Source organism: Bartonella sp. AP40SXNS, assembly GCF_042195825.1.
In the GTDB taxonomy this organism is placed as follows: domain Bacteria; phylum Pseudomonadota; class Alphaproteobacteria; order Rhizobiales; family Rhizobiaceae; genus Bartonella.
In genome coordinates this window covers 56255-80878 of the sequence record NZ_JBHIPB010000006.1, presented here as the reverse complement: position 1 = coordinate 80878, position 24624 = coordinate 56255, and the positions used below count along the sequence as shown (strand labels likewise).

Annotated in this window: 19 protein-coding genes and 1 other RNA gene; all 20 read right to left on the bottom strand. The window is 39.6% G+C overall.

Translation table 11 applies throughout. The features are described 5' to 3' along the window. Window positions 1–13 precede the first annotated feature (13 nt). Entirely contained in the window at window positions 14–1777 is a 1764-nt protein-coding gene (ftsZ, locus tag ACFILZ_RS05730; protein ID WP_375606973.1) for a cell division protein FtsZ, read from the bottom strand. Between the two features lie 63 nt (window positions 1778–1840). Next, window positions 1841–3142 carry a cell division protein FtsA gene (ftsA, locus tag ACFILZ_RS05725; protein WP_375610497.1) on the bottom strand — a complete coding sequence of 434 codons (1302 nt, stop codon included), beginning with the start codon at window positions 3140–3142 and terminating at the stop codon, window positions 1841–1843. Next, window positions 3139–4050, bottom strand: coding sequence for a cell division protein FtsQ/DivIB (locus tag ACFILZ_RS05720; protein WP_375610521.1), 912 nt, complete (start codon window positions 4048–4050; stop codon window positions 3139–3141). The genes ftsA and ACFILZ_RS05720 overlap by 4 nt, the downstream gene beginning before the upstream one ends. Then, on the bottom strand, window positions 4038–4958 hold the full coding sequence (locus tag ACFILZ_RS05715) for a D-alanine--D-alanine ligase (protein WP_375610496.1): 921 nt from the start codon (window positions 4956–4958) through the stop codon (window positions 4038–4040). The genes ACFILZ_RS05720 and ACFILZ_RS05715 overlap by 13 nt, the downstream gene beginning before the upstream one ends. A gap of 239 nt (window positions 4959–5197) precedes the next feature. Further along, window positions 5198–6175 carry a UDP-N-acetylmuramate dehydrogenase gene (gene murB, locus ACFILZ_RS05710; protein WP_375610495.1) on the bottom strand — a complete coding sequence of 326 codons (978 nt, stop codon included), beginning with the start codon at window positions 6173–6175 and terminating at the stop codon, window positions 5198–5200. Further along, complete coding sequence (murC, locus tag ACFILZ_RS05705) at window positions 6153–7580, bottom strand: UDP-N-acetylmuramate--L-alanine ligase (protein ID WP_375606969.1); 1428 nt, start codon at window positions 7578–7580, stop codon at window positions 6153–6155. Before murC ends, murB begins: the two co-directional genes overlap by 23 nt. Beyond that, window positions 7564–8700, bottom strand: coding sequence for an undecaprenyldiphospho-muramoylpentapeptide beta-N-acetylglucosaminyltransferase (gene murG / locus ACFILZ_RS05700; protein WP_375610494.1), 1137 nt, complete (start codon window positions 8698–8700; stop codon window positions 7564–7566). The genes murC and murG overlap by 17 nt, the downstream gene beginning before the upstream one ends. Further along, complete coding sequence (locus ACFILZ_RS05695) at window positions 8693–9847, bottom strand: FtsW/RodA/SpoVE family cell cycle protein (RefSeq protein WP_375606967.1); 1155 nt, start codon at window positions 9845–9847, stop codon at window positions 8693–8695. The genes murG and ACFILZ_RS05695 overlap by 8 nt, the downstream gene beginning before the upstream one ends. Window positions 9848–9988: 141 nt before the next feature. Beyond that, on the bottom strand, window positions 9989–11383 hold the full coding sequence (murD, locus tag ACFILZ_RS05690) for a UDP-N-acetylmuramoyl-L-alanine--D-glutamate ligase (RefSeq protein WP_375608232.1): 1395 nt from the start codon (window positions 11381–11383) through the stop codon (window positions 9989–9991). A 4-nt stretch (window positions 11384–11387) separates the two neighbouring features. Next, window positions 11388–12458 carry a phospho-N-acetylmuramoyl-pentapeptide-transferase gene (gene mraY / locus ACFILZ_RS05685; protein ID WP_375606965.1) on the bottom strand — a complete coding sequence of 357 codons (1071 nt, stop codon included), beginning with the start codon at window positions 12456–12458 and terminating at the stop codon, window positions 11388–11390. A 22-nt stretch (window positions 12459–12480) separates the two neighbouring features. Next, complete coding sequence (gene murF / locus ACFILZ_RS05680; RefSeq protein ID WP_375610493.1) at window positions 12481–13902, bottom strand: UDP-N-acetylmuramoyl-tripeptide--D-alanyl-D-alanine ligase; 1422 nt, start codon at window positions 13900–13902, stop codon at window positions 12481–12483. Beyond that, complete coding sequence (locus ACFILZ_RS05675; protein ID WP_375610492.1) at window positions 13899–15350, bottom strand: UDP-N-acetylmuramoyl-L-alanyl-D-glutamate--2,6-diaminopimelate ligase; 1452 nt, start codon at window positions 15348–15350, stop codon at window positions 13899–13901. Before ACFILZ_RS05675 ends, murF begins: the two co-directional genes overlap by 4 nt. Before the next feature lie 23 nt (window positions 15351–15373). Beyond that, a complete protein-coding gene (locus ACFILZ_RS05670; RefSeq protein WP_375610491.1) occupies window positions 15374–17116 on the bottom strand; it encodes a peptidoglycan D,D-transpeptidase FtsI family protein in 1743 nt (580 codons plus the stop codon). Next, window positions 17116–17520, bottom strand: coding sequence for a hypothetical protein (locus ACFILZ_RS05665; protein ID WP_375606961.1), 405 nt, complete (start codon window positions 17518–17520; stop codon window positions 17116–17118). The genes ACFILZ_RS05670 and ACFILZ_RS05665 overlap by 1 nt, the downstream gene beginning before the upstream one ends. Next, window positions 17517–18515 (bottom strand): 16S rRNA (cytosine(1402)-N(4))-methyltransferase RsmH, encoded by a 999-nt coding sequence (gene rsmH / locus ACFILZ_RS05660; RefSeq protein ID WP_375610490.1) that lies wholly within the window; start codon window positions 18513–18515, stop codon window positions 17517–17519. The genes ACFILZ_RS05665 and rsmH overlap by 4 nt, the downstream gene beginning before the upstream one ends. A gap of 264 nt (window positions 18516–18779) precedes the next feature. Then, window positions 18780–19170: RNase P RNA component class A (rnpB, locus tag ACFILZ_RS05655), an RNA gene on the bottom strand. Window positions 19171–19253: 83 nt separating this feature from the next. Further along, window positions 19254–19763 (bottom strand): lytic transglycosylase domain-containing protein, encoded by a 510-nt coding sequence (locus ACFILZ_RS05650; RefSeq protein ID WP_375610489.1) that lies wholly within the window; start codon window positions 19761–19763, stop codon window positions 19254–19256. A gap of 350 nt (window positions 19764–20113) precedes the next feature. After that, complete coding sequence (locus ACFILZ_RS05645; RefSeq protein ID WP_375606958.1) at window positions 20114–20305, bottom strand: hypothetical protein; 192 nt, start codon at window positions 20303–20305, stop codon at window positions 20114–20116. A gap of 816 nt (window positions 20306–21121) precedes the next feature. Then, entirely contained in the window at window positions 21122–21499 is a 378-nt protein-coding gene (locus ACFILZ_RS05640) for a hypothetical protein (protein WP_375606957.1), read from the bottom strand. 2163 nt (window positions 21500–23662) lie between these two features. After that, window positions 23663–24601: an ArsR/SmtB family transcription factor gene (locus ACFILZ_RS05635; RefSeq protein WP_375610488.1), complete on the bottom strand. Its 939-nt coding sequence runs from the start codon at window positions 24599–24601 to the stop codon at window positions 23663–23665. Window positions 24602–24624: the final 23 nt, after the last annotated feature.

The window sequence follows — 24624 nt, the reverse complement described above, 5'->3', positions numbered from 1 at the left end:
CATTTTTCATCAATTAATTTGCCTGACGACGTAAAAATGCTGGTATTTCCAACTGATCTTCTTCACTTATAAAAGTACGCTGATCTTGTGGTACCTGAGGATGCAGCTCACCAGAACGACGTGGAACATAAACAGAAGCATCTTGAGAAAGCGCCTGAGAGTTTTTATTGTAAACATGAGACTCTTTCTGCTGAGACGATCTAACAGCAGGCTCCAACCTCGCTTCTGGCTCAGCTTCTTCACGATGTGTCAAGCTCTGTTTCAAACGCTGCCAAAGATTACGAGGACCTTGATCAGTCACAAATGTTCTTTGGCTTTGTCCATGAGCAACAGGAGGAAAATCCTTTAACTCAGGCATACGCATTGGAGCGCGCGCTTGCATTTGTTTTGGTTGCACTGGCTTTTCTGTTTGCTTCACAACCCCTGTCATCTCATCAAGAACATGCGCTGTTGCCTCCATACTCACGGGAGCCGCCATCGCTTGTTGAGAACCGCGGCTTACTTGCATACGAGGCACATTTAATTTCTGTTCCTGAACAGCATTTGAGCCATACGCAACAGCACTCGTCGCACTTCGTGTCGTCATTGCTTCTACAGGATGTGCAAAAATTTGACTTTTGGGACGGAACTGTTCTCCGGTTGATTTACCCTTCTCTATTTCAAGTGATTCGATCACTTCTACCATTGACTCAGAACGCAGAGGCGATGATTGAACATGAAAAGAACTGTGTGACGTTCCAGGATCGCTTTTGCGTATTGAAGAAGCAGGCCTTTGAATCTGAGGATGAGAGGACTGAACCACATCACTAACTTCACGATCGATACCGGTCGCAACCACAGAAACACGAATAACACCTTCCAATGACTCATCATCAATAGCGCCAAAAATCACATTTGCATCAGCGTCCACTTCTTCACGAATACGATTAGCAGCTTCATCAACCTCAAAGAGAGTCATATCACGACCACCCGTAATAGAAATCAGTAAACCACGCGCCCCACGCATAGAAGTATCATCTAACAATGGGTTCGCAATAGCAGCTTCAGCAGCAGCCAAAGCACGCCCATCACCAGATGCCTCACCGGTTCCCATCATGGCTCGACCCATTTCGTGCATAACAGAACGAACATCAGCAAAATCAAGGTTAATCAAACCCTCTTTAATCATCAAATCCGTAATGGAAGCAACACCAGAATAAAGCACTTGGTCAGCCATAGCAAAAGCATCAGCAAATGTTGTCTTATCATTTGCAATACGGAAAAGATTTTGATTGGGAATAACAATCAATGTATCGACAGACTTTTGTAATTCTTCAATACCAGCCTCTGCCGTTTTCATACGACGTGCCCCTTCAAACTGAAATGGCTTTGTCACCACACCAACGGTCAAAATACCCTTTTCACGCGCTGCGCGAGCCACAACAGGAGCAGCCCCTGTTCCAGTTCCTCCCCCCATACCAGCAGTAATGAAAACCATATGAGAGTCCGCAAGATGATCAATAATTTCATCAATACATTCCTCCGCCGCCGCTTGCCCAACTTCCGGTAAAGCACCAGCACCCAAACCTTCTGTCACAGCTGCCCCAAGTTGGATAACACGTTCAGCCTTTGACATAGCCAAAGCCTGTGCATCCGTATTTGCAACAACAAAGTCAACTCCCTGAAGACCAGCATTTATCATATTATTCACGGCATTCCCGCCACCACCTCCAACACCAAAAACGGTAATGCGTGGCTTCAATTCCGCGATATCTGGCCGATGCAGATTAATCGTCATTTTCTTTTCCTTCTCATAAGACACCGCAAGCCAAAGCGATGAAATTTATCCAACTAGACTTAACTAAAAACTCTCACGCAACCACTGACCAACACGCTGAAAATACCCACGCGTGCCCATCGATAAATGATTTCCTGCCGCCTGCATTGTTTTTTCTTCAAAACCCACCAATTGCGGATAAATTAACAACCCAACAGCAGATGTAAACGCCGCCCCTTTTGCAAGAGAAGGAAGCCTCGAAATACCTAAAGGCCGCCCGATACGAACATTTCTTCCTAATATAGTACGTGCCATTTCTGGCAATCCTGTTAACTGGCTTGCTCCCCCAGTCAAAATAACACGTTTACCAATGATGTGACCAAAACCAGAACGATTTAAACAATCACGGACCATTTCTAAAATTTCTTCAACACGCGCACGAATGATACGCCCAAGAACTGCGCGAGGATATTGAGTTTCACGCTGTTCACTCCCAATTTCTGCTACATTAATCATTTGCCGCTCATCAGCACTTGTTAAAAGTGCTGAACCATAAACAACTTTTAAACGTTCCGCCTCTGTTAAAGACATAGAAAATCCGCGCGCAACATCAAGAGTGACATGATGCCCCCCAACAGCAAGAGCATCTGCATGAATAAATTTCCCTTCAAAAAACACTGAAAATGTTGTTGTTCCACCACCAAAATCAATACATGCAGCCCCTAAACGCGCCTCATCATTCATCAAAACAGCAAGACCACTTGCAAAGGGAGTGGCAACCATTGCTTCAACACTCAAATGTGCACGATTAATACAAGTTTCTAAATTACGCAAAGATGCTGTTTCCGCTGTTACCACATGCACGTCAACACCAAATGTTTCCCCTGCCATGCCAATAGGATCAGAAATTCCTTTATCTCCATCCAATACATAAGAAACTGGAACTGAGTGCATAACATGACGTTCAGCATCAAAGGCTTTGCGCGAAACATCTGAAAAGGCCATACGCATATCACGCTTGGTGACTTCACGACCATTCAAATGGACCATTCCATTAATCAAAGCACTTTGTAATCGACTTGAGGAAAAATTCACAATCACTGAATCCACCACCAAACCCGCCATTTTTTCTGCCGCATCAACAGCCAAGCGTATTGATTGCTCTGCTGCAAACATATCCATCACAACACCAGATTTAATACCACGTGAACGCTGCACACCAAAACCTAGAATTTCCGTAGAATGTGTACGACCATGTAAATAGTGCGCATGCTTCAAAGGACGCAAACAAGCAATAAGACAAACAATCTTACTTGAACCGACATCAAGTACCGTTAAAAAACGTGTTTTACGCCCCTTCAAATGATGTGATCTGAGCAATGTCATAGGCTTCCTGCCTTTCGCGCTTTTAAAATACGTTCTTCTTCTGCTACAGTAGTATGATAACGCTCCAACGTTTCATCTGATAAAGAAACAGTAATTCGATCAGCAAGACGTAAATCAACACTGAGAATATCGCGAGATAAAAGATCTTGCATTGTACCGGACGAAACAAGAGAAGAAAGCCTTTCAAGCGCACCACTTTCAGGCAACATAACGCGCATTCCGTTATCCAAAACAAGATCCCAACGCCGATCCCCTACCCGCACGAAAGCACGAACACGATTATATATTTCCGGATAGACTGACAGCGCTTGAATAAACACTTTAGCAGCATTTTGTGCACCCTGCCCAACCACAAGAGGTAAATCCCGAACAATTTCCCCTTTAAAAGGCACAATGACACGACCTGTATTATCAACAATATCCATTATGCCATCATGTTGCCAAATGGCATAGGGTTCACGCTCCACGATGGAAATCCGCATTCTATTGGGATAAATTTTCTGAACATTAGCGGATTGAACCCAAGGCTGTTTTTCCAAAAGAGAGCGTGCTCTTTCAACATCAAAAGTGAATATAGAAGGCGCAACATCAAGTTTTAAAATTTTAAAAATATCCTGCTTTGCCAAGCGCTTATTACCGCTTATATCAACATGAGTGACCACAAAACTACTATCCAATATGATCGTGTTTACGATCACAGCCATCTGACCACTTGATGAAAGCCCATAAAAAGCCGTAACAAAGAAAAACCACACAACAGCAAAAGAGCCAAAATGGCGTGGAATATGAATATTGACAAAAACAAACTCAAACATAAACCGAAGAAAACGACGATAAAGACGTGGCAAAGCCGGCACTGAAAGCACCTCCATCGGAATATTCGTTTTATTAATACTCAACGCATGCATGATGCGTCCTCCACTATCCATTGAACAATATCGCCATAAGTACGACCGCTCGCTTTTGCAATATCAGGAAGAAGAGACGTCGATGTCATACCGGGTTGCGTATTAATTTCAAGCCAAACCAATTCTCCTGTTTTCTCATCAAAACGAAAATCAGAACGGCTAACACCTCGACACCCTATCGCCTGATGGGCTGCTAAAGACATTCTTTGCACACTTTGGTAAATATTTAGTGAAAGTTGTGCAGGACAAATGTGAAGAGAACCACCCGTTTTATATTTTGAGTCATAATCGTAGAATGGAAAGTGTTTATCGGGAAGAATTTCACACACATCCAGCACTTCGTTCCCCAAAACAGCACAAGTCAATTCACGACCAGGAATATATTTTTCAATCATTACCTCATCCGCATATCCCCACTCAGCTCCCCCAATATTATGCGGCGGTGCAGCTTCATTTCCTTGAACAATGACAACACCAAAACTTGATCCTTCACACACAGGTTTAATTACATAAGGAGGCTCCATGGGATGTGTTCGACCCAAAGCAAAGCGGCTCATAATACGAGAAGGAGCAACACAAACCCCAACACTTGCAACGATAATTTTTGCACGTCCCTTATCCATTGCCAAAGCAGATGCCATCACACCAGAATGGGTATAAGGAATTTTTAAATACTCAAGAATCCCTTGAATCCGGCCATCTTCACCAAATGGACCATGCAATGCATTGAAGGCAATATCGGGCTGTAACTGTTCAAGAACAGAAGCAATATGAGCGTCAACATCCACGCGGCTCACGCGATACCCCTGCACCTCTAGAACATCAGCACAAGCCGCCCCTGAAGATAAACTTACAGACCGTTCAGAAGAAAAACCTCCCATTAATACAGCTATATGTTTATCTTTCATAATAAATCACCCTCTTTCGCATACTATATGTAGTCTATATAGAATACATCAGCACCACATACAGGAAAAAACAAAGTTTATCCTTGCGAATCAATAACCTAGCATTTTGCATAATGAATCAGACTCAAAAGCTTGATGCAAGAGATTCTTTGTTAATTTATTGATTCTTAATAGAAATTTTTTATTATCTCTTTGAAATGACTCAATTTTTTATTTTCACTTTTTTAGTGAACAATAAATCAATGAAATGGATCAAAAGGAGGAACACTTCGACCACGCTCAAATTGACCAATACGCTCTATTTCCCATTGTAAAAGGTGGGCTGAATGTGCAAAAACACGTGCACGCACTGTTTCTCCCAATGCTTCAAGATCATATCCTGTTGCTTGCCCTGTATTGATCATAAAATTACAGTGCATTTCGCTTATCTGAGCACCACCAATCCGTAAACCACGACACCCTGCCTCATCAATCACGCGCCACGCAGATCCATTCTCAGGATTTCTAAAAGTTGATCCACCGGTCTTTTCACGAATAGGTTGCACTGTTTCCCTATGGAGGGCAACTTCATCCATAGCAGCACGAATATCATCTTTATTACCGGTTTGTCCTTCTAATAAAGCAGCAGTAAAAATAAACCCTTCAGGAATATCACAATGGCGATAGGAATAATGCATATCTTTCAAACTCAAAATATGACGTTTTCCTTTACGATCCAGCGCATAAACCTCAACAACACGTGCTGCGGTTTCAACACCATTTGCACCCGCATTCATTTTGAGTGCCCCTCCAAGACCACCAGGAATACCGTGATAAAAATGAAAACCTGCAATTTCTGCCTTTAAAGCAGCAGTAGCTAAATGTTTATCTGCCGTACCTGCACCAACTAAAAAACGTTTTGGAGAAACTTGTTGCACTTGCCCAAAACCTTTTGGCGAAAGACGAATCACAACACCAGGAACACCCCCATCACGCACCAGCAGATTAGAACCTATTCCTACAATTGTTACAGGAATAAATTCAGGCAAATTTTGAAGGAAAAGAGCTAAATCTTCCTCATCAACAGGCTGATAAAAAAGTTCTGCCAACCCACCAGTGCGAAACCACGTCACCTTACGCATCTCAACGTTAGGTGTAAGCTTGCCTCTTATACCCCCCAACAGTGGTTGCAATTGCGCCAATAACGCCTCACCATCAATGTGCTGAAAATTTATCATGACCATCAAATACCGACAACTGATGAGGCAATGCACACGCCCATTGTGTGATATTGCCAGCACCAAGAAAAACCACATAATCCTCTGCCTGAGCAAATGTTGAGACAAGAGACACAACATCTTCCAGACCATGTATTAAGCGCACATCACGATGACCAGCCATTTTAATATGCTCTACCAATTCTTGAGAACCAAATCCTACAATAGGTTCTTCACCAGCCGCATAAACGGGCGTAATCAACACTGTATCTGCATCATTAAAACAAGCAGCAAAATCATCAAATAAATGATACAAACGCGAATACCGATGGGGTTGTGCAATCGCAATAACACGCCCTTTTGCACTCTCACGTGCAGCACGCAAAACTGCCTTTATTTCAACAGGATGATGTCCATAATCATCAAATATTTCAATGCCACGCCAACTTCCTATTCGCGTAAAACGCCGTTTTACTCCGCCAAATTCTGCTAAGCCCCTTTTTATAGCTTCATTTGAAATGCCAAGTTCATGCGCAATAGCAATCGCCGCCGTTGCATTGGCAACATTATGCTGCCCTGCCATGGGCAAAAGCAAATTTTTTAACTCAATCTTTCTTCCTGTTTTGCGTGAGCGAACAAGAACATCAAAATGCGTTTTTTGACCATCCATCGAAAGATTAAGAAAACGAACATCCGCTTGTGGATTTTTACCATAAGTGATCACCCAACGATCATCAATACGGCCCGCCAATGACTGAACCTCTGGATGATCAAGACACAAAACAGCAAAACCATAAAAAGGAACATTTTCTACAAATTGCCGAAAAGCCTCACGCACAGCATCAAAACTTCCATAATGATCCAAATGCTCAGCGTCAATATTAGTAATAACAGCAATATCAGCAGGCAGCTTTAAAAATGTACCATCACTTTCATCAGCTTCAACAATCATCCAATCGCCATCTCCTGTACGAGAATTCGTACCATAAGCATTAATAATACCGCCATTAATCACCACTGGATCAAAATGACCAGCATCAAGAAGGGCTGCGACCATTGATGTGGTTGTTGTTTTACCATGTGTACCACCCACTGCAATTGCACGCCGAAACCGCATCAGCTCCGCCAGCATTTCTGCACGTCTGACAAGCGGCAAATGTCTTTCCTTTGCAGCAATATACTCAGGATTTGTTTTTTTAACGGCAGTAGAAAAAACAACAACCTCTGCATTCCCTAAGTTTTCAGCACAATGACCTATATGAACGTTAATTCCTTTTTTCCGTAAACGTTCAACATTTGCACTTTCAACTTGATCTGACCCTTGAACTTTATAGCCAAGATTATAAAAAACCTCCGCAATTCCACTCATACCGATCCCCCCGATTCCGATAAAATGGATAACGCCTATATCAAGTGGCATTTTCATCAAAAAGCTCCTCTTTTATATCTGACAACAATCGCCCTGCAATTAAAGATTCAGCCATATCAGCAAGGCAACGTGTTGCGTGAGGTTGCCCAACTTTTTTTGCAGCAAGCGCTTGTTTTTCCAATAAATGGGGCGTACGCAAAACTTGCGTTAAAAGAGAAGAAAGCTTTTGTGCACTTAAATCTTTTTCTAATACAATTTGCGCACCACCTACACAAGCAAGCAGAGCTGCATTGGCAGCCTGATCATGATCTAAAGCATGGGGATAGGGAACAAGCAAAGCAGGTCTACCAATCACCGCTATCTCACAAACGGATGAAGCCCCAGCGCGCGACAAAATAAAATGAGCATGTGCCATACGTTCAGCCATATCATCAAAGAAAGGAGCAACCTCTGCTTGTACGCCCATATCACGATAGATTTTGATCAACCCTTCTGCTTCACCGCGAACTTGCTGCACAATTCGCAAGCGTTTACGGTTCTTATCATCGAGTAACGCAATGGCTTCTGGAACAATATGTGAAAAAGCAGAAGCCCCTTGGCTACCACCAAAAATCAAAAAATTAAATGGCTTTTCCCCCTCTGAAGAATGATAAGGAATTTCGGCCGCCTTCAGCACAGCCTCACGGACAGGATTCCCCGTTAAAAGCATTTTATGGGCATAAGCGCCATTTGGCGACAACAAACCACCAGCGATTGCACGCACAAAAATTGCCAACATCCGATTGGCACGCCCCATAACAGCATTTTGTTCATGAATAAATGTCACACGCCTTGTTAAAGCCGCAATAAAAAGAGGAGGAAAGCTCGGATATCCCCCAAATCCTCCAACAAGAACAGGACGTAACTTATAAAACAACGCCAACGATTGCCCCATTCCCCTTAGTAAAGACCAAAACGTCTTTATCAGAGCAAAAGGATGGCGGCGTATAAATGTTGCCGATGAAACAATATGTGTATGCTCTTCATCAAAGCACCGAACAAAAGGGCGTGCTCTTTCATCTGTTATTAAATGAACATCATATCCACGCTCCTTTAATTCAACGCCAAGGGATTCAGCAGGAAAAAGATGTCCACCTGTACCACCAGCCACCAAAACAATAACTTTTTTATCATTCATAAGGCGTATCCAAGACAGAAGAGGAAGAAAAAGCTGAAAGGCGTGCTTCTGGCCAACGACGTGTTAAACTGAGCAAAATGCCCATTGAAAACGCAATTGCCACCATCGATGAACCACCATAAGAAATAAAAGGCAATGTCATGCCTTTTGGAGGAATTAAGTGAAGATTAACGGCCATATTAATAGCTGATTGAAAGCCAATCATCATTGCTATGCCAGTAATACCAAGACGTATAAAGCAATCACGTGTATTCATTGCTATATACAATGAACGCATAACGATAAAACCAAAAAGCATCATAATTAATAAACAAAGAATAATACCATATTCTTCAGCAGCAACGGAAAATACAAAATCTGTATGGCTATCAGGAATAATACGTTTTACTGTTCCCTCCCCAGGACCTTGCCCAAACCAACCACCATTCAAAATAGCCTCACGTCCAACATCTACTTGAAAGGTATCTCCTTCACCTGTCAAAAAACCATTGATACGCTCACGCACATGATACAGAAAAAGATAAGCTAAAACAATTCCTCCAGCACCTAAAATGAGAAAGAGAAAAATAACGGCTAGAGGCACACCAGCAATAAAAAACAAACCACCCCATGTTGCACTTATTAAAAGTGTTTGTCCAATATCAGGCTGCAAAACCAGAAGCACACAACAAATGCCATAAAGTACAATCGCTAACGTATAACCTAGAATTCCCCTCCTGCGTATCTGTTCCGAAAAAAGCCAAGCGGACATAACCACAAAAGCTGGCTTCATAAACTCTGAAGCCTGTACAGAAAAACCAAAGAGCACAATCCACCGCCGTGCTCCCTTTAATTCTGGACCCCAAAATAAGGTTGCAACCATAAGAGCAAGCGTTACAATAAGCAAAAGAGCACATAAACGACGAATATTAGGAATTGAAAAAAAAGAAATGGTCACCATCGTAAAAAATGCTGAAATGCTGAAAATGATATGCCACCGAACAAAATAAAAACTATCAGCAATTCCGATTTTTTTTGCAATCGTGGGGCTGGCAGCAAAAGACAACATAATGCCAATCCCCATTAAAATTAAACAAGCTGCAAAGACAGAGCGGTCAATCGTCCACCACCAATTAGCAATTGGGTCTCTATCTGCACGCGTAACCATGATATCCGCCTTATCCGTTTTATAAATTGTTTCAAAGTGATATGGTTCCCCGCCTGTTTAACAAACACTTTAAAAACTAAATTACACAAAAAAAGATTCTGGAGTCTTAACGCAAAAATATTTTTTTATAACTGATGCTTTTTATTGTAACTGCATCACAAAAGAGACAAATGCTTCGCCCCGTTCTTCATAATTTTTAAATTGGTCATAACTTGCACAAGCAGGTGACAAAAGAACCGTCACCTCTTTTGCCTTACAACCTATTGCGTCAACAGCTGCTTCACGCACCGCATTTTTCAAAGTTAAGCTCATAGAAAAGGGAAAAGCAGATCCAATAATGCGAGCAAATTCTTCCGCCGCACTCCCAATCAAATAGGCTTTACGAATTTTAGGAAAAAATTCTCTAAGAGACTCTATTCCTCCCTTTTTCGCCTGTCCCCCAACAATCCAAAAAATATCATTAAAGGTGGAAAGAGCAGGAGCTGTTGCATCTGCATTAGTCGCCTTGCTATCATTGATAAACAAAACCGCCCCCATTTTACGCACCTGCTGCATACGATGATCCAACCCTTTATAACTTGCTAAATGCTTTTTTATAGAGGGATCTGTTATTTTTAAAGCCTGCAATGTTGCCAATGCCATAAGAGCATTTTGCGCATTATGACTCCCACGTAACACCGCCATAGGAGCAAGATCTGCAAGCATATGACGCTGTCCTTGACGAACAGAAAAAAGCTTGGTTCCATCTGCATAAAAACCATTTTCAACAAAATGATTCTTGGAAATTGCCTCAATTTGCTTCCCATCATGAAGTAACTGTTGATATAAAACCTGACAAGCTGCATCATCAACTGAAATAAAAGCCTGAGAAGCCTGAGCAATCAGATGCCTTTTGGTTTGCACATAACAGGCAAAACTTCCATGTCGATCAATATGATCAGATGTCAAATTCAATAAAAGTCCAATGGTTGGCTGAAGAGAGGGAGTAAGATCAATTTGAAATGATGAACATTCAATCACATAAATACGTTTTTTAACAAATGGCTTAAGCGTCAATATTGCCTTTCCAATATTTCCCCCCATCTGCACATCATAGCCCATTTTTTCCAATAAATGCGTAAGCAAAGCCGTTGTTGTCGACTTTCCATTCGTCCCCGTAATCGCAATAAACGGAACATCTTGGTCACAAAAACCATAATGCTGTAAAAAATCATGGCGTGCACGAACAAACAATTCAATATCACCAATAATTTCTATATTTTTTTTTCGTGCCTTTTCAACAACCCAATGCGGTTGAGGATAATTTAAAGGAACTCCAGGAGCGAGAACCAATGCAACAAATTCTGACCAGTCCTCATCGTGGAGATCTCTTGTTGGAATATTTTGCCGACAAGCCATCTGCACGCTTGAAGGACTATCATCCCACGCCACCACTTCTGCACCACCACACATTAATGCTTGTGCCGTTGCTAATCCAGACTGCCCCAATCCAAACAGAGCAACTTTTTGACCTTTATAACACGTAACAGAAATCACATTCTCACCGCAATTTAAGTGTTGAAAGACCTATGAGAGCGAGAACAATCGAAATAATCCAAAAGCGTATCACCACTTGGCTTTCAGTCCAACCTTTTTTCTCAAAATGATGATGTATCGGTGCCATAAGAAACACGCGTTTTCTTGTTAATTTGAAATAACCAACCTGAATAACGACCGAAAAAGCTTCCACAACAAAAAGTCCACCAATAAGAACCAAAACAATTTCGTGCTTCGTAGCAACCGCAACAGTCCCTAAGAGTCCTCCAAGAGCCAACGATCCAGTATCTCCCATAAAAATAGCTGCAGGTGGTGCATTAAACCATAAAAATCCAAGCCCTGCCCCAACAACAGCTCCCAATAAAACAGCCAATTCACCTGTTCCCGATACATAATGGATTTGGAGATAATCAGCAAAATTCATATTACCAGAAAGATAAGCAATCAGAGCAAAAGATAAGGCTGCAACCATCACAGGAACAATAGCAAGCCCATCGAGTCCATCCGTCAAATTAACCGCATTACCCGTCGCGACAATGACGAAAGCAGAAAAAGGAATAAAAAACCAGCCCAAATTGATAAGATAATCTTTCAAAAAAGGCAAAGCTAATCCAGATGAGCCAATTTGCAGAATGGCAAAAGCAGCAATCGCCGCAACACAAAATTCCAAGCTTAACCGTGCTTTCCCAGAAAATCCTTTGTCTGTTTGTTTTGTGACCTTAAGATAATCATCATAAAACCCAATTACCCCAAAAGAAAGCATAACCAATAGCGATACCCAAAAGTAAATATTCGATAAATTACCCCATAAAAATGCCGATACCACAATGCCGATTAAAATCATTAATCCACCCATTGTAGGTGTTCCAGCCTTTTTAAAATGTGTTTGAGGTCCATTAGCACGAATCGGTTGCCCCTTACCTTGCCGCAATTTAAGAGAAGCAATGATGCTAGGTCCAAACAAAAAGACGATAAGCCCCGAAGTAAGCATAGCTGCTATCGTGCGAAAAGTAATATAACGAAAAACATTTACACCCGGAAGCCAATCACTAAACGAAGAAAAAAACAGCATCATGGAACAAAAAAACCTCTTAAAACTATGAAGAAACTGCTTTATAGCGATCAAGCAATGCAGTCACAATATTTGATGAACAAAGGCTATTGGATGATTTAATCATAAGTAGGTCGCCAGGAGAAATTTCTGCTAAAAGAAGCGGTAAAATTTTCTCAATATTTTCAGCATAATGAACCTTAACACCAGCAGACAAATCACTGACTAAAGATTTCATCGCCTCACCAAATAGAAAAACCGGATTAGCACCGGAAAGACGTATTGGTTTTATTAAATCACGATGAAGCTTTTCACTATACCCCCCTAACTCTAGCATATCCCCTAAAATAGCAATTCGCCGCCCCCCTTTTCCTACAGGTCCTGTAGCAAGAAGCTCAAGTGCAGCACGCATAGAAGCAGGATTTGCATTATAGCTTTCATCAATGAGATAAAATTCACCCCCATTTGATAAAGACAGTCGATAACGAACACCTCGCCCCTTTTGAGAAGAAAAATGGCGAAAAGAAAGAAAAACAGGCTCTAACTCAACCCCCATAGCATCACAAGCAGCAATAACCCCTAAACTATTTTGCACAATATGGCGTCCCGGAGCCCCAATTTGAACCTCCTTATCCCGCCCCCCAATACGCACAATCATAGAAGAACTATCGGTTAGAAGACGTATATCTCGCGCTTGATAATCAGCATCTTTAGTCCCACCAAAGCTTAAGATCTTCTTTACACCGCATTTCTTTGCTTTTTGAACGAGATAAGAAAAAAAATCACTATCCGCATTTAAAATGGCAATGCCTTCTTCATCCAATCCTTCAAAAATTTCAGCTTTTGCCTTTGCTATTTCTTCAAGATTTTTGAAAAATCCCATATGTCCTGCACAAATATGCGTAATGAGAGCAATATGCGGACAAACCAGTTTGACCAGAGGGCGAATTTCATCTCTATGATTCATGCCAATTTCAAAGATACCATAATCACTCTCCATAGGCATCCGCGCTAAAGTGAGTGGAACCCCCCAGCAATTGTTTAAAGAAGCGAGATTCGCATGAACATTCCCAGCCGTTGCAAGTGCTTGTTTCAAAGCTTCTTTTGTCGTCGTTTTTCCCACTGATCCTGTTATCGCGATAATCTTAGCTCTTGAACGTTTGCGTGCAGCTTGTGCAAGTTGTTCTAAGGCTTGCAAAACATCAGGAACGACAATGAGTGGAGCCAATATCTTTTTCATATCCCTCAAACGGTGTTCCGCAACGATAAGAACGCCTGCACCTCGTTCATAAGCTTGCGCAGCAAAATCATGACCATCAAGATGGTGCCCTTTAATGCAGAAAAAAACATCCCCTTCCGCAAGAGTACGACTATCAATGGAAACCCCAGAAAAAGTTTCTGGCAAGCTTCCCATTACAACACCATTAATTGCAGCAACAAGTGCTTGCTTATCCCATAAAGCTGTCATTTCTTTCGGTCCTCTAAAGCTTCTATCGCTTTCAGACGATCTGAAAAAGGATAAGTTGTCTGCCCTATAATTTGGCCATCCTCATGACCTTTTCCAGCAATGATGAGTGTATCACCAGCTTTCAAAAACTCCACCGCATAAGAAATAGCTTCACCACGATCTGCTATCTCTATTGCTGTTGGCACCGCCTGTAAAATATCTTTACGTATTTTTTCTGGCATTTCTGTTCGAGGATTATCATCTGTTACAATAACAATGTCCGCTTTATCCGCCGCAATTTTTCCCATCAAAGGTCTTTTTCCTTGATCACGATCTCCTCCACAACCAAAAACAACGATCAAGCGCCCTTGCGTAAAGGGACGAACAGAAAGCAAAACCTGCTCCAAAGCTTCTGGTTTATGAGCATAATCAATATAAACAAGCGCATTATTTTCTGTCTTTCCCACAAACTCTAACCGCCCAGGTGCCCCCTGCAAAGTTTCAAGCGCAGGAAAAACCTTACGAGGTGAAACGCCCGTTGCAATGGCTAACCCCGCTGCCATAAGCGCATTGGCTACCTGAAAATCTCCAGCTAAAGGCAAATCAAATGTATAAATATTGTTTTCCACACGACACTCAATACACTGTTTGGAGCGTTGATGTTCGACACGATTAATCGTGATAAATTGCCCCTTACGACCAATTGTCAAGACACGACGGCGCGCTTGTGTAACAACATCAATAACCTTTTGTGAATAAACATCATCAGCAAAAATCAAAGCAGGAGCAGATACAGGCAAAAGTGTATCAAACAACCTCATTTTAGCCCGCAAATAATCCTCTACCCCCGTGTGATAATCCATGTGATCTCGCCCTAAATTAGTAAAGGCACCAGCCGTTAAACGGACTCCATCAAGTCGTCCTTGATCAAGCCCATGCGAAGAAGCTTCAAGAGCGGCATGCGTCACACCTTCATGAGAAATTTCACAAAGAAGACGGTGCAAGACGACCGGATCAGGTGTTGTGAGAGAACCATAAACATTCCGTTTAGGAGAAACAACACCAACCGTTCCTATACTCGCTGCACAAAATCCAACATGAGTCCAAATTTGCCGAAGAAAAGAGACAACAGATGTTTTACCACTTGTACCAGTCACAGCAACAACTGTTTCCGGCTGAGAACCGTAAAAACGTGCAGCTGCCAACGCTAAACTATGACGAACATTAGAAACACGTAAAATGGGAACAGATAAATCCTCAAGAACAGCATGACAGTCTGTAACGATTGCTCGTGCGCCACGCTTTATCGCGTCATCTATATAGTGTCTTCCATCACTTTTTTTCCCTTGAACAGCAACAAAAACATAGCCCGGCAAAACTTGCCGAGAATCCACACTTATTCCTGTTATTTCTATTGAAGAAAGACTTTCATCTTCAACACATTCTGTAAAAACTGTTCCCAACAACATGATAACGCACCTTTATATTTATTTTACCGTTGTTTAACGAAACTTGAATTGCTCTTTTTACTTAAAAGAGGCTCATATTCTTTTTTAAAATCGGGTTTTACACCAAGAAAACTAGCTGTGCGACGAACAATATTAGCAAGCATTGGTCCAGCATTCATCGCCGCTGTTGATGAACGCTGTCCCTCTGCAGGCTTTGGTTCATCGATAATTGTTAAAACAACATAAGCAGGATCATCAATAGGAAAAGCAGCAAGAAAACTATTGAAATTTTTTGTTTTAGAATATTTTCCATTTTCAACTTTCTCAGCTGTTCCTGTCTTACCACCTACACGATAACCTTCTACTTTTGCATTACGTCCAGACCCAATCTCACTATTTAATTGATAAAGGTAACGCATATTTTGACTTGTTTTAGCATGCAAAACCCGTTTTGCATGGTGCAAAGTTTGTTCTTTTGTCCGTTTTAAAAATGTCGGAGCAATTAACCAACCACCATTCATTAAAGCAGCAGCCCCAACAGCTGTTTGCAAGGGAGTTGTTGCCATACCATGCCCAAAAGCAATCGTCATAGATTGGATATCCTTCCAATGATGTGGCACAATAGGATGAGCAACTTCAGGCAACTCTGTTGCGAGTCGATCCAGTAGCCCAAGTTTTTGCAAAAAATCACGATGTTTATCAATCCCTATCGCCAATGCTTCTTTAGCAGAACCAATATTGGAAGAATAAACAAAAACCTCCCATAACGTTAAGGGACGATTTTTTCCGTGAAAATCATGAATAATATATCCACTACTTGCTTTTATGGGCTTTGAAGCATCAATAATACTGTTTAAATGAAAAATATTGGAATCAAGTGCCATGGCGGTCGTAAAACTTTTAATAATCGATCCCATTTCAAATGTTCCGGCCGTCATCCGATTGAGACGATCACTTTTTAAAGCTTCAATAGGATTTCCAGGATCAAAATCTGGTAGAGATGCCAACGCCAAAACTTCCCCCGTATGTATATTTAAAATAACAGCTCCTGCAGCAATTGCCTTATAACGCTTCATAGCCTGAATAAGTTCATCATGGACAATTGCCTGAAGTCGCACATCAATCGAAAGCTGAACTTGTTTTAATGATTCTTCCACGGCAAGACCAGCGGCACGCAGAGCACTCAAACCCGCATCATCAATATATTTTTCCATACCTGCAATGCCTTGATTATCAACATTCACCATGCCGAGAATATGGGAAGTTACAGGTCCATCGGGATAAAAACGACGAATTTCAGTCCGAAAACCAATTCCTGGAATACCAAGGGCCATAATTTGTGTCTTCTGCATTGGTGTTAACCCACGCTGTATCCAAGAAAAACCAGTTTTTCTTTTTAAGCGCTTATAGGTTTCCTGCCAATTAAGATCAGGCAAAACTGTTGAGAGCAATTCAATGGTTTCATCCACATCAATAATACGTCGTGGCTCAGCAAAAAGTGAATAAGTTTTAATATCTGTTGCCAATAAACGACCATTACGATCAACAATATCAGGCCGCGCCGTCAGTTGAAGAACTCCTGGCCCCTTTGCTTCTTCAATCTGTCCACCTTCCAACCCATAAGAAATAAGGCAAGCCCCCATGATGCCATATAAAACTAAAAAGCAGAACAACGAAAAAAGCAAACGTGGACGACTAGAATAGGGACGACGAACAGAAACATTATGATTATTCAACGAATTCTTAAAGTGCTTTTTCTTCTGTAAGAATAAAAAAGTCGACTTCATCACTGCACGCCTTTTTGGACAACACCATTCATCTGAGAATCCCGACGATTTGCCAAAATATCTTGATTATCTTCCAAGATATTTTGTTTAATCAATTCTTCAATTGGATCATGTACCCGTACCGGAATGTCTTTAAATTCTACGATTTGACGCGGCTGTATAACTTCTAATCCAAGTTCTTTTTGATAACGTTTCGCAAGTTTTTGCATGCGCGAAGGCTTGATCATCACAGCCCACTCAGCATGAAGCAAACTCACCGTATTTTTTGCTGCAGCAATTTCATGCTCAAGATGAAGAACTTCATTCATTCGTTTTTGAACATCATATTTTACCTTATAAGTAAGACCTGCCATACAAATCATAATCATCACTAAAATCATATCAAATGTACGAAAAACTGTCATTTCTTGCCGCCTTCAAAACTGGCAATCTCTGCTAAACTAAATAATTTCATATCTTCTGTAAGAGCCTCTGCTTCAGTCCGTACACCAATACGCAACCGCGCAGAACGTGAACGAGGATTTTTCTGTAACTCCTCTTTAGTTGCCGTGATCCCACCTCTAAACAAAGGAAAAAATGTTGCTGGAGCAGCCTTTATTTCTGGCAGATAGCGTGATCTCATACGTTCTCCAGAACGAGTCGAAAAAAATCTTTTGACCATACGATCTTCAAGAGAATGAAAACTGACAACCCCCAAACGGCCTCCAGCTTTTAAAACGCGTTCAGCAGCAAATAAACCACGCGCCAATTCACCAATTTCATCATTGACATAGATACGAAGAGCCTGAAATACACGTGTTGCAGGATGAATACGATCTCCCGGTTTACGTCCTATCAACGTTTCGATAGCATACGCCAAATCACCCGTACGCAAAAAAGGCTGAACAACACGACGCGTTTCAATCATCCGTGCAATTCGTCCCGCATAACGCTCTTCTCCTAATATCTTAAAAATACGTGCCAAATCCCTTGTTTTTAAATGATTGACAACATCGCTGGCTGTAAAACCAGTCTGAGCCATTCGCATGTCCAATGGCCCATCTTTTTGAAAAGAAAAACCTCTTTCTGCTTCATCAAGCTGCATTGAAGAGACACCAATATCCAAAATAACTGCATCCACCTTCTCTTCAACGACACGATCAAGCTGTGAAAACGCCATATGGACCAAACGAAGGCGTGGAAAAAATTCTTCAACAAGCAATTGTCCTGCACTGATAGCATGAGGATCACGATCAAGAGCAATCACCTGTGCCCCTGCCTTTAACAAAGCGCGCGTGTAACCACCAGCACCAAAGGTGCCATCAATCACTTTTGCTCCAACCAATGGCATAAGCCCAGCCAAAACTGGCTGTAACAACACTGGAATATGGCGTTCAGCTCTTTGATCCTGCTTTATCAAAATAATCCGTCTTGAAGTTATGCTGTCTTAAATCAACAGCTCTCTCATGGCAACTGATCTTAGAATAACCTGGCCTTCAACTTTCACATTAATCACAATGAACGAAAAAACTAAAGTTATCCTAAAACAGATCCTAACGCATTATACTTAAAGAAATGTTATAATTTTTTAAAACACTCTTTGCTCAAGTGTCCATTTCAAACACATAGACTCCATAAAAGACCATATATAATTGATCTTATAAAATATCGCGTATCATCATGAAATATCAGTCGGCCTATAAGCCGGGTTCTGTAGAGTAAAGCTTACACTTTACATGGCAACCATTCATCTGGGACGGATGTTACCATCCGCCTCGTGCAACCTACCCGAATGACTCGCCCGGAAATCGGCTGCAAATTAAATTTTGCACGTCATTTCTATTTGGTCTTGCTCCCGGTGGGGTTTACCTTGCCACATTCATTACTGAATGCGCGGTGGGCTCTTACTCCACCCTTTCACCCTTACCTATAAAAATAGGCGGTTTACTTTCTGTGGCACTTTCCCTAGGGTCACCCCCGCCGGGTGTTACCCGGCACCGTCTTTCCATGGAGCCCGGACTTTCCTCACCTGCCGCCTTTCAGCATTGGACAAGCGCGGCTGCCCAGCCGACTGACATACTGATTTATAAAACATTTTTTGCTCCGTGAAAATAGCATCTTAAAATATTTTATGACAAACCTCTCTCAACAGATGTTTTTATTTTAATGAAGCCAGATAAGTCTTTACTTTTGCGCAATATTTCGCTGAAATGGAATTCATTTTTTTTGCAGCATGACCTGCGTTATATTTAAGGATTGTACCACACGTACTTCCACCACTGAGTTTATAGGCCCGTGCCAAATAACGCATACCATATTCAAGATTGGTCGCAGGATCGTACAAATCCTGTACAGAACCACTAAAGCCCAACCCTCGTGCCGTAGAGGGTTTAATTTGCATCAAACCTATTTCGCCAGCAGCCCCCTTTATACCTGCCTTATAATTACTTTCAACTTTTACAACAGCATGTGCTAAATTAACCGGAATATTATACTTATTTGCAAATTTCTGAATAAGAAACTCATAAGGACGATTAGAAATCTGAGAAGCAACACTCCCTAAGCCTTCTTTTGCTTCTGCAACATTTAAAACACTATGAGCCCAACTTATATCAAATACAAAAAATACAGCACACGCTATATTTAACAAAATTTTCAAAAATTGCATTTTCTTTCTCTCACTCAAAAATTCTCAAATTCTAACCGCAAATAATTTTCGAATGCATTGTACAAAAAAAGAAAGCAAAAGAACGGCTTGAAAAGGGAAATATTAAGACAATTTCAAGATAAAGTTCTGTATAAAAAGAAAAACTCTTTATACAAAAATTATAGACTTCTCTATATCATCAAATAAAAAAATTAAAAGCCTATAATTAAACTTATATCATATTAACTAAAATGATATATTCTATCAAGTTCTGTTATATCTATTGTATCAATCAATTTTTATATTACAAAATAGCACTTTAAAAAGATATGATATTTTTTTATATACGATGATTAAATTTTTTATTGATATCAATCCCACAAAGCAATAGAGACGAGATCATCTTTACCAAAGATCCTCGATATCGCAAAAGTTTCACAAAAATAAAACCCGTTATTGATGCTTCTTTCTAACCAATAAACACGCGCAGCATTCTTTATGGCCCCAATAAACCATTGACTAAAATCAACCCCTACCTCCATCACTGTGCATAAGGAGTCCATAGATATACAAAAACCATCATACGCTATTTACCAATTCAAAATATTGCAACAGACTTTTAGCTCTCAAGATATCTCAAAGAAGCTTTTTAATTCCTTTTTAAAAGAGTTTTTATCCACACAAGCCTCCCACTTGTATATACAAGAAACTGATTTTGATTTTTTCACCATGGATAAATTTAAAATGAGAGGATTTTATAATTCTTAAGATTCTCATTCAATATAAAATGATAAATTATCATTATAAAACAATATACTAAAAAAGTTATATCCGTTTTTTCCTACAACAAAGCTTAACAATTACTTGTGTCTATTTTTTTGAAAAATGTTAGAAAGCTCAATACCCCTAAAGCCTTTTTAAATAAAAATAGACCTCTCATCTTCATTCAAATATTTTTTCTTTGTCACAGACTATCATCTTATCAGCCTTACACCTCATTTTCAGAAATCATACAAGTGGATAAATATCCTAAAATCCGTAGAATAAAAAAGCTTAAATCCTTTAAAATTTTTTATTTTCTCATATCAAATAAAAAAATAACCGGCATATAAAATGCGGTTAACGTGTTTTATTATAGTCAATACTGCTTTTGTCATTGTAGCGGTTGATAATGCAATTAACTTGGACCAATACCCTTGATAGACTTTCTATCACTCCTGTAATGATTGCAACATTACCCTTATACTCCAATTGCTTACCTTTTGAGAGATAAATTTTGTTAATACCTTACAAATCGATTATCTCCTCGCACTTTTCAAGACTTCACGAAAAGCTCTTGCTCCTTAAAATAAAACCCAAAAGCGCGATTAAAAAAATAGCTAAAAATAAGTATTAGCAATGGAAGGACGAGAAATCGCTTTCGAGAGAGCCATAGCAACAGTTTCACCAGATTTTTGAGCCTGTTCACGACTCTGCCCACTTTTAGAAGCAAGCGCAATTACATCACGACGCAGCTGCGCAATAAACAACTCTTGCTGTTGAGGGGTCATTTTAGAAAGATGCTTGATGATATCTGGAAAAGATACGGATAATCTCTCTAATAACTCCTCCTCTGTTACATCAAGCTGCTGAGAAGACAAAGAAGAGTGACCGGGAAAAAACTGATAAACAACACCACTTTGAAAAGCAAAAAAGACAGCGCCAAAAATAAAAAACACAAATAAAATAAAAATAATACGATGCGAAAAAGATTCCATTATCTCTTACCTAAAGATCACAGAATACAAACATAGATTCCCTTTACGATTTCCCTTATAGCATTCAACAATGCCTCAATAAAGAAAAATCAAATTATTCAAAATAAATACGCTAACACTATCCGCCTAACAAGACATCCCCCTCTACATATTTACGTACTATAGGCGAAACAATAACAGATCTTACACTTCCCCCCTATAAAACCTTACACATCCCCTAAAACAATTATAAAAAGCCTGACTGAGGAAATCCTCAGTCAGGCCAGACAATCTAGGGGATCCACGCGGGGGGGGGGGAGGAGGTTCCCCGATTGTCCTCTTACATCAACCACTAAGATAGCCGATGCAATATTCTTGCTATGGAATAAAATTCTTTAAACAACAAGAAATTCTTATCATCTTCTACGCAAAAAAACATAAAAGAATTATAAATTATTTAAAAATGTTTAAATTTAGGCAAAAAAAGTTCAAAATGACCCAATTTGAAGCAATTTTATTTCAAGAAGCATCAATTAGAATCTACGATCATTATAACTTTTAAATAGTTTCTTTCATAACTCTGATGATCATATTAAAAAACAGTAATTTCTACGTATCCACCCTATAAAAATTAAACTATGTAAAAGTAGAATCGCTTTTCCAACAGCAATCACCACAAAAAGAAAAACGTAGATTTTTAAAATCTTACACAAATAACCGTAAAAAATGGAAAACATCTTCTTGCAAGAAAGCTATGAATTATTCATATAAAACAATAAATTAGAGAAATAAAATCTTATCTATATTTATAAAAAATTTCTGTAAATGATCATTAAAATATTGTTACATCCTTCATGTAACAATCAATGAGGAACTTAAACAGCTTAATCTTATGAGAAAATGAGAACTCTGAAGGTATTTGTTTCGAATCACGCGCCATCGTCATTCCAAGTAACGATAAACCATTTTACAATAACCAACAGTCTCTAACTCATTTTAACATAACAAACCGAAATCAACGCAGACATTTTCTCTTAATCTCTATCATTTAAATGATCCCGTAAAGTAATACACACAGTAGTTTCTATGCTCAAAAATTTTTATAGTCTGTTCTTCTAACGTAAACAATTCATTGATTTACAATCATAACTCATCATTTTACAATTTACATGAGAGATCTCAAGAACGTAAGGTTCCCTTATTTTCAATCTTCGTCTATTGAATTAATGAATAGCCATACTATCGCACATCACAAACAAGAAGAAGCATATGGATAAAAAACATAAAACGATGATGCCTGCTTACAACTTTTACTTAAACTAAAGACGATGGTGCCCTATCAATTTTACGCTATACCCACGGACTGCGTCATAAGATGAGCGGCAAACATAAAAAGAAAGAAAATACTTTTGGCAAAAACAATGGACTTATTTAATAACCTTCATAACTTCTCATGATAAAGAGATACGAAACTTTAGTGTAATATCACGCTTTTTTTCCTACTTTCAGCCACAAACTATCCCTAGATCATCGCCGATCTTATTTTATGAATATAATGCATTGTCTTACCCTTTTACTTTTTCGTCTTTTTAGAGCATCTTTTTGCACCCCTCACTAAAAGTTCCAAGGTACTCCTTATCTAAAAACCTGTTTTAAAGAGACATTTTAAGATCTATTGGGCACCACCATCTTTGACATTTATAAAGGTATGAGCCTTCACTATATTATATTGTGCGGCATTATATCATATTGCAGCCGCTCTCACATTTAGAAAATGTATGAAAGATGTATTTTCTTTTACAAACGGTATCATTAAGATAAATACCTTCTTTTGTAGCAGACAAACAGACTCTTTCGGATTCTGAAACAGGAAATTTGAAATGAGACAACATTCCTGTATTCAAACCTCTTATTGAGTTTAAAAAAATCAATGATCTTTTAAAATCAATATATTGGCTAATAAAATATAATATCAGGACACCTTAAATAATGATCCTCATAGGCTTAACTCTATAGAAGGTGTTTCATTATACAGCCTACACGCCGCTATAAAACACCAATACTCCCATATAAAAACATAATACAAATGTAAAAAACAATAGCTTATCAATGATTGAATAAAGTTTTATCTCTACGCTATTCCTTGAGAAAAATCAGAGAATAAAGTGCGTTAACAAACGCGATTTATGCAAAATCTACTTGTTTATCTTTGATATCATCAACTAATAAACGCGGATCACGAGCAAGCCAAAGTGTAACCATGCCCTCCTTACTATTTTCATTTTGTATAGGAGTAAGACAAACTGTTTGCTCTAGCATAAGTCCGGCATTTTTTAGCCACTTTTCTATTTGTAAAGTCGAAAATCCAAGACGCATATATGCTTGATCAAAATGTGAAGAATCAGCTTTATGATAACCCAAATCCACAATCAATAAACGCCCATAGGGACGCAAAACACTTGATATCTCATGAAGAAACATTTCAGGATTTTCAAAAGAATGTAAAACCCAATGAAGAATAACTAAATCAAAAGTTGTATCTCCAACAGACAAGTGAAAAACATCGCTATCAAGCACAACTTCAACCGCATGCGTATAAAGATTAGAAAACAATTTTAAGATAGAGTCTCCACCTCTTCCAATATTCAGCATCATCTGAAATGGTTTATCGCCAATGATTTCAAGTAAAGAGTTTTCTACACCATGATCTGCCATATAGGATGACCGTAATACATCCCGTTGCAACGCATTTTGTAAGAAATGCTTCTTCCTCGTTTTTTGACGCTGCTTTTTAACATCCTTCAAACGTTCTAAATCATGCGCTAACAACACATCATTCTTTGGTAAAGACGAAAGAATACCCATCACAATGTCTTTACCCCCAAAATCATGACAAAGCTTAAAATAAAGGCTATCCCCCTTCTGATAACGCTCAATCAATTGTGCTTCGTACAATAAACGTAAATATCGTGATATACATGCTTGCGACTGATCAAGAATAAAAATAAAATCAGGGATTGTTAAATCTTCATGACGCAAGAGCGTAAGAACACGTAAATGGCTTACTTCTGCAACCGCTTTCAGCAGCTCAATTATTGCATCTAAACTTGTACTTTTTTTCATAATTATCCCCTAAACATTCCTAT